Annotated in this window: 7 protein-coding genes, 1 tRNA gene and 1 pseudogene; 3 read left to right on the top strand and 6 right to left on the bottom strand. The window is 67.1% G+C overall.

The features are described 5' to 3' along the window. A pseudogene (locus AC27IQ_RS17485) lies at nucleotides 1-495 on the top strand (translocation/assembly module TamB domain-containing protein); the annotation flags it as partial. 9 nt (nucleotides 496-504) lie between these two features. Here AC27IQ_RS17485 and AC27IQ_RS17480 read toward each other — a convergent pair. Further along, nucleotides 505-999, bottom strand: a complete 495-nt coding sequence (locus AC27IQ_RS17480; RefSeq protein WP_487090218.1) for a guanylate cyclase — start codon at nucleotides 997-999, stop codon at nucleotides 505-507. Nucleotides 1000-1174: 175 nt separating this feature from the next. On the opposite strand from AC27IQ_RS17480, the gene AC27IQ_RS17475 reads away from it, so the two are divergent. Then, nucleotides 1175-1249: transfer RNA gene (locus AC27IQ_RS17475), tRNA-Arg, on the top strand. 20 nt (nucleotides 1250-1269) lie between these two features. Beyond that, nucleotides 1270-1797: a hypothetical protein gene (locus AC27IQ_RS17470; RefSeq protein ID WP_487090217.1), complete on the top strand. Its 528-nt coding sequence runs from the start codon at nucleotides 1270-1272 to the stop codon at nucleotides 1795-1797. Nucleotides 1798-2030: 233 nt separating this feature from the next. Here the strand turns inward: AC27IQ_RS17470 and AC27IQ_RS17465 are convergent, their stop codons facing one another. From AC27IQ_RS17465 to AC27IQ_RS17445, 5 genes are all read right to left on the bottom strand, one after another. Then, nucleotides 2031-2759, bottom strand: a complete 729-nt coding sequence (locus AC27IQ_RS17465; protein WP_487090216.1) for an IPTL-CTERM sorting domain-containing protein — start codon at nucleotides 2757-2759, stop codon at nucleotides 2031-2033. A gap of 347 nt (nucleotides 2760-3106) precedes the next feature. Then, the gene (locus tag AC27IQ_RS17460) at nucleotides 3107-3367 is read right to left on the bottom strand and encodes a hypothetical protein (RefSeq protein WP_272565077.1); all 261 of its coding nucleotides are present in this window, start codon (nucleotides 3365-3367) and stop codon (nucleotides 3107-3109) included. A gap of 125 nt (nucleotides 3368-3492) precedes the next feature. After that, nucleotides 3493-3945 (bottom strand): META domain-containing protein, encoded by a 453-nt coding sequence (locus tag AC27IQ_RS17455; protein WP_487090215.1) that lies wholly within the window; start codon nucleotides 3943-3945, stop codon nucleotides 3493-3495. Between the two features lie 52 nt (nucleotides 3946-3997). Beyond that, entirely contained in the window at nucleotides 3998-5512 is a 1515-nt protein-coding gene (locus AC27IQ_RS17450) for a lyase family protein (RefSeq protein WP_487090214.1), read from the bottom strand. Between the two features lie 218 nt (nucleotides 5513-5730). Next, nucleotides 5731-6213 carry a DUF2127 domain-containing protein gene (locus tag AC27IQ_RS17445; protein ID WP_487090213.1) on the bottom strand — a complete coding sequence of 161 codons (483 nt, stop codon included), beginning with the start codon at nucleotides 6211-6213 and terminating at the stop codon, nucleotides 5731-5733. Nucleotides 6214-6416 lie beyond the last annotated feature (203 nt).

The raw sequence follows: 6416 nt of genomic DNA, 5'->3' as shown, positions 1-6416 counted from the left end.
ACAACCCCGCGCTGGACATCCTGGCCATCCGGCCGAACATCAGCGTGCGCGCCGGCGTGCAGGTCACCGGCTCGGCCAAGGCGCCGCGCGTGCGGACTCTATTCCGACCCCGATCTGCCCGACCGCCGAAAGCTCTCCTGGGTGGTGCTGGGCCGCAGCGGCGCCGCCGGCGGCGCCGAGGCCGCGCTGCTGCAGCAGGCGGCGCTGGCGCTGCTCGGGGGCAACGGCAATGCCGGTGCCGGCAACTTCGCCAAGCGCGTGGGGCTCGACGAGATCGGGTTCAAGGGCCCCGGCTCGGGCGAGGATGCCTCGGCCGCCGCGCTCACCTTCGGCAAGCGCCTGTCCAAGGACCTCTACGTGACCTACGAGCGCAGCCTCTCGGGCGCCCTGGGCACGCTGTACATCTTCTACGACCTGACCAAGAGCCTCACGCTGCGCGGCCAGACCGGCGCGCAAAGCGCGGTGGACCTGATCTACACGGTGCGGTACGACTGACGGGGCCCATCAGCCCGCCGCGGCGCGGGCGAACTGGGGCGCGTTCTGCACCCGGCCATCCCCGTGCGGCAGATAGGGATAGAGCAGGCTCCCCGCGGCCTGCAGCAATTCGAACTGGGCGGGCGCCAGCCCCTGCTCCACCAGATCGAAATGACACAGCGTGCCGTACAGGCCGCCGCGGTGATCGGTCACCGGCACGCCGTGGTAGGCCACCACTACGCCGCGGAACGAGCTGGCCAGCAGCCGCTCGTCGTGCATCGAGTTGTCCACCAGCAGCGAGCCATCGCGCAGCACGAACTGGCAAAAGCTGTTGTCCAGCGCCACCACGGCCAGCGCCTCGGGCCGGATCTGGTGCTGCTTGTCGTAGAGAAAGACGTTGATGAGCTGCGACTCGATCACCTGGAAGATGCCGGTGTACCGATGCGGCACACCGCGGTTGAGGGCCTCCATGGCGGGAGAGAGTCCCTCCGCCAGGAGCAGGGCGTGGAACTGTGGAGGCGTCATCGGTGAAATCATTGCGGAGGTATTTTAGAGCGGCGCACCGCCCGGGGCGCGTTGCCACTGCGGAAATGCGGCGCTCCCATGGCCTGTGGCCCCGCGCCGGGCGCGATCTTCTTTTGCGGAGGTCTCAGCACGGCGGGGAAAAGCTGCCACGGCCACGCCTTTACAATCGCCCGTCCTCCTCGTAGTTCAATGGATAGAACGAGTGCCTCCTAAGCGCTAGATACAGGTTCGATTCCTGTCGAGGGGACCAGATTTCCTTCCTTTAGCGCAATGGCTTTTCGCCTCGTCCTTGCTGCCGCCGCCTGTGCGCTGCCTCTTGCCGCGTCGGCTGAGGTGTATCGCTGCGGAAAAACGTACACCGATGAGCCATGCAAAGGCGCGAAGCTTATCGACACCTCGCCGATCATCAGCGATCCGAGTGGCCCGCGAACCAAGGAAATCTACCTCTGTCGCGCCCCCCAGGGCGGGTTGTACTGGACCGCCGAGCACTGCGCACAAAGAGGGTGGACCATCGAACGGATTCAGCGGGTGCCTGCCAACGTGTCGTGGAATGACCAAGTGGAGGCCGGCAGGCATCAGAAAGCGCAATCCGAGGCAGCTGCAGCTGCGCCCATTCAAAGCCACGCCCTGCCAGCACCACAGCCCTCCCAGGCCAACAATGGCACATGCTCTGCGCTGGAAGAGCGGGTCAGGATGCTGGACAGCATGGGGCGGGCCGGCAGCCGGTACTACGACCTGGACTGGGTGAGGCGGGAGCGCAAGGATGCCAGGGATCAGCAGCACAGGCTCCGTTGCTGAGACTAAGTGCGCCATCGCCGAATTGACGGCGTGACGAGCGACCTCGCAAGAGGCACCGGCCTATCCTGGGAAGCCTTTGCACAAGCCTTTCGTTGAGCACGCGCCCGGTTCGAGCAAGCTGTTCACCTCATCCGTGCGCCGGCATTTCAATGGCGCCAGATGCTGCGTTGCCAGCACGCAGTGCCCTACAGCCCCCGTGAGAGGCCTCCCTCAGGGCACGACACGCGCTGCACTCAGGCAGATCGCCGCCGATGCCATGCCATCAGCCCCAGCAAGGCCGTCAGCATCGCCAGGCCGAAGTGCGACAGCGTGGGAATGGCGGCGGCACTCGCCGGCGCCGCGGCGATCACCGCCGGCCCGCCCGGATCGGAGATCGTGCCCACTGCCGGATCGGCGTCCCCCGGGCCGTTGTCCTCGATGTCGAAGGTCACCGTGTCCCCATTGATCTGGGCGCCCGGCCATTCGAACCACTCCGACTGCGCCGCGCCCGCCGTGCGCGGGCCGTACTTCATGAAGCGGCTGCCCGCTGCCAGCGCCTGCGGGTACTTCAACGTCACGGTGACCTTGCCCGCGCAGGTGGTGGCCACGAAACGGAAGACGCCTTGGGGAAACTGCGCGCCCGCGGGGCGGCTGGATGGCACCTCGAACGCGGTCTGCGCGGTGTCGAACGTGCAACCGCTCACGCCGGTCAGCGAAGCGGTGATCTGCCCACTGCCGGCGGCCGAAGCGCCGGTGAACGAGTCCTCGACGCTCGGCAGGCGCACCACCAGATGCAGGGTCGATTCCTTCTGGATGTTGTAGTCCGAGAGGGTTCGGCCGTCTTCCAGTTGCTTGCCCGCAAAGATCAGCCGCTGCTGCTCGGGCGCAATGCCTTCCTGGTCCTGGATCTTGGCCTTCACGTTCTCAATCGAGTCGCTGGGCTCCACGTCCAGAGCGATGGTCCTTCCGGAGACGGTTTTCACGAAGATCTGCATGGCCCACGCGCCCTGCGAGAGGGCGGCGAGCGCAATGAAGAGGGCCCATCGGGCAGCCCATCTCCGAATATCCAGAAAGGGGGGAACAGGCGGGGAGAACGCAAAAACCATGGATCAACTGGCAGCAGGTCGAAAAAGACCCGGGATCATGCGTTTCTGACGGGTTTCTTACAAGCGTTCCAGCCCTGGATCTGCGGAAAGTCGCGTTTTTTAAGGGGCTTGCGCCAGCCAGCCCTCGATCACCCGGGGCACGCCGCCGCCGGTGAGCGGACGCAGCGCATGGCGGCGAGCCGGAGTTTCCAGGGACGGTCGGTCCAAGGCATGCGGTGTGCGTCTCAGCGGCTGAGCATCGCCACGACCGCGACGATGCCGAGCACCACCACCGCCACCGCCCGCGCGGCCCAGCCGCCCAGGCTGGCGGCGGTCATCCCGGCAATGCCGGCTTTCACGGTACCGGCGTGGCGGCCCTCATGGGTGCCGGATTCAAAGGCAGAGCGCCTGCTGATGGCCATCGCCTGGGGATGGCCGCAGCCGGGGCAAGCGGTCGCCTGATCGGAAATCTGCCGGTTGCATTCGGGGCATGGAACGAGTGCCATGGGTTTTCTTCTCCTGGTGCATGGATGGAACGATGGCCACAACCTGCCTGTGACAGTCGCACCATAGCCCGGCCCTTGCCCTCGGCTGTTTCGAAATGCGTCGAAGCTGCGCGGCTCCAACCGCGTCACGGCGAGCCTTGCAGCTCCCAACGGCTGCCATCGGCAAAAGACAGCCTGAGTCTCAAGGTGCCACCGGCTGCGGTGTACAGGCTGTATCGGCGAATTTGCGACAACTGCCGATGGGCCCAGGCCTCCATCTGCATCAGGGGCTGATCGTCGCACGCGGCCATCGTCTGGAAAACTGGCTCGGCACGAATGCCGCCATCCTCGGCCCACCACCGGTATCGGAATGTCGACCCGTTGCACACGCGCAGGCCGAAAAGCCCGGCACCTGGAAAGCTCAACCGCACCGATGGGCCGGAATTGCCCATGCCGGTCCTTGGCCAATCGTGCCGCTCCGTGCCATCAGGGCCGAAGATCGAGACCAGGCCCCATTCAGCGGTATCCAGCGTGCCGAGGTAGAAGTTTTCGCGCGCTGGCTCTGCCTCCCGCTGAGGGGGCTGCTGTGGCGAGGCCATCGCGCCACTCGCTATCAGAGCGAGCGCGGCACCAGCGATGAGCGCAAGCACCCTAGCGGGCCCCGCCCAACTTCTCGAAATCCGCATCCAGCCGCGCCAGCGACGCCGCGATCTGCGCGCGCCGGGCCTTGATCCAGCCGTCCTGCTCGGCCACGCGCTGGGATGCCTCGCGCAGCATGCGGTCCATTTCGGCGGGCTGCGGGCCGCCGGCGGTCTGGCGGTTCCTGACGATTGCCACGGGGTCGAGCGTGGAACGGAACTCGGCCTCGGACAGGGGCAGCACCTGCGCAAACTCCGTTCCCTTCACCGTCTCGGCGTAGATGCGTTGCGCCTGCGCATACGGAAACGCGAGGGGCCGGATGTCCTTGGCCTTGGCGTATTCCACGACCTCCGACGCGAAATGGTGGCCGACGCGGAAGGGCAGCTTGTATTGGCGCATCAGCACGTCGGCCAGTTCCTGCGAGGCGGTCCAGTCGCTGTTGAGCTCCTCCAGCGCACGCTGGGGATCGATCACCAGGTTGTTGAGGATGCGCGTCCAGTTGTTCAGTACACCGGCCGCCGCCTGCACCATCGCGGCGTTGGTGCGGACCTCCTTGGGGTCGCTCATGCCGGGGGGAATGTTGTGCGCCTGCAATGCGGGGCCCATGCCCAGGTTGAGCGCGGTGGAAGCGTCGCGGCGGGTGCTGTTGAGCAGGCCGGGATTGCGCTTTTGCGGCATGGCGCTGGAGACATACGTGTTGCCGCCGCCTTCCTGCAGCAGGATCCAGGGGCGCGGCTGGGCGTATTGGGTCATCACGTCTTCGATGAAGCTGCCGGCATGCAGGGCGATGGCCATGACGATGGCGCCGGCCTCCACGGGCTGGTCCACGGCGGAGATCTGCGCGGCGTCGTACGCGTTGTCCACCGTGGCGGAAAAGCCCAGGTAGTCCGCCATGCGCTGGCGGTTCAATGGCCAGCTGGTGCCGTTGAGCACCGTGGTGCCCATGGGCGAGCGGTCCATGCGGGCATAGGCTTCGCGGATGCGCTGGGCGTCGCGCTCCAGCCCGGCGGCGATGCCCAGCAGATAGTGGCCGTAGCTGTTGGGCTGGGCCGCCACGCCGTTGGTGTAGTTGGGCACCACGGTGGCCCGGTGCTTGCCGGCGAGTTCGATCAGGGTGGCGGTGGTTTGGCTGAGCGCCTCGGCCAGGTGGAGCATTTCATCGCGCAGGATGGCGGACCGCGCGGTGGCCAGCATGTCCTGGCTCGATCGGCCGGCGTGCAGCAGCGTGATCTGGGGTCCGGCGGCCTCGATCAGCAACGGCTCGAAGGTGATGACCAATGAGGGCCGCTTGCCACCCGGCTTGTCGCCGTTGGCCAGCACCTGGGTGATGCCTTTGTAGACGAGGGGCGACAGCGATGGGTCGAGCAGGCCCTCGTCGGTATTGATGACGGCGGTGGCCTTGTTGATCTCGCCGAGCCAGAAGAAATCGTCGTGCTTTTTGGCGGAGGTCTGGGCGCCCGCGTGGGGCACGAGGGCCGCCAGGGAAAGGGCGGCGGCAATGGCGAGTCGGGTGGGTTTCATGGGCATGGCCTGTTGTCTCTGTAATGGGTTTGTTCCACCGGCGCAGGCGGCCGTGGCGATGATGGGCGCGCTGGGTCCGTGCTCAATACACGCCGTAGCGGTACGCAAAGTACAGGGCGGCGAGGGTGCCGACGACGGCGAGGACGGTCATTGCTTTGCGCATGGGAACTCCGCGGGGGAAAAGGCCATGGTAGCCGCCCCGGCGCCGCCACCCGCCATCGGCGTCAGCGGCCGTGCAGGCCCTGCGGCGCACCGCCCGGCCGCGCAGCGCGCCGCTGCAGCAGCGCCCGCACCATCACCCCCACCACCAGCGCGTTGACCACAAAGATGCCCGCGTGCAGCGCATTGCTGTGGTGCAGGAAGCCGATCAACTCGAACGGCAGGTAGATCGCCCCGCTGCCCGCCGCCAGCACCTCGGCCCAGGGGCGTTCCTTGAACAGGCCGTACGCCTCCACCAGCCGCAGCGCGGCATACGCGGCAGCGCCCAGGGCCAGCAGCATGAGCCGGGAGTCCTGCACGTTGCGGGCCGCGTCCAGAAAAATCTGCGGGTATCTGGCCGCGGGATTGAGGTGCGCATGCTCGATGAGCCGCACGGCGATGGCGTAGATGTCCCGGTGCGCCAGCGACAGCAGCCCCGTGGCGGCGGCCAGGACGAGCAGGCCCTTGAAAGCTTCGAGGAACGCGACGAGACGGACGGCCTGGTTCATGGAAAACGCCTCCCACGCGAACGGCGCGGATGGATGCATGGTGAATGGGTGACGAAAGGCGGACGGGCGCCAGGCCGATTGTCGGCCCTGCCGGCACGCGCGCCGCCGACCCCACCACGCAGCCGGGGCCCCGGCCTACAATCCGCCGGCCCGCCCCGACGATCCGATGGCGCCGCTCCACGGATGCTGATCTGAGCCAAAAA

The organism is Acidovorax sp. KPB24-07 (genome assembly GCF_057543315.1).
This window is presented reverse-complemented; position numbering and strand designations above follow the sequence as displayed.

Bases quoted from the DNA above. Each gene is read 5' to 3' on its own strand.
- AC27IQ_RS17470 (WP_487090217.1), top strand. From the start codon at position 1,270: ATGGCTTTTCGCCTCGTCCTTGCTGCCGCCGCCTGTGCGCTGCCTCTT.
- AC27IQ_RS17455 (WP_487090215.1), bottom strand. From the start codon at position 3,945: ATGGCCTCGCCACAGCAGCCCCCTCAGCGGGAGGCAGAGCCAGCGCGC.
- AC27IQ_RS17480 (WP_487090218.1), bottom strand. From the start codon at position 999: ATGACGCCTCCACAGTTCCACGCCCTGCTCCTGGCGGAGGGACTCTCT.
- AC27IQ_RS17450 (WP_487090214.1), bottom strand. From the start codon at position 5,512: ATGCCCATGAAACCCACCCGACTCGCCATTGCCGCCGCCCTTTCCCTG.
- AC27IQ_RS17445 (WP_487090213.1), bottom strand. From the start codon at position 6,213: ATGAACCAGGCCGTCCGTCTCGTCGCGTTCCTCGAAGCTTTCAAGGGC.
- AC27IQ_RS17460 (WP_272565077.1), bottom strand. From the start codon at position 3,367: ATGGCACTCGTTCCATGCCCCGAATGCAACCGGCAGATTTCCGATCAG.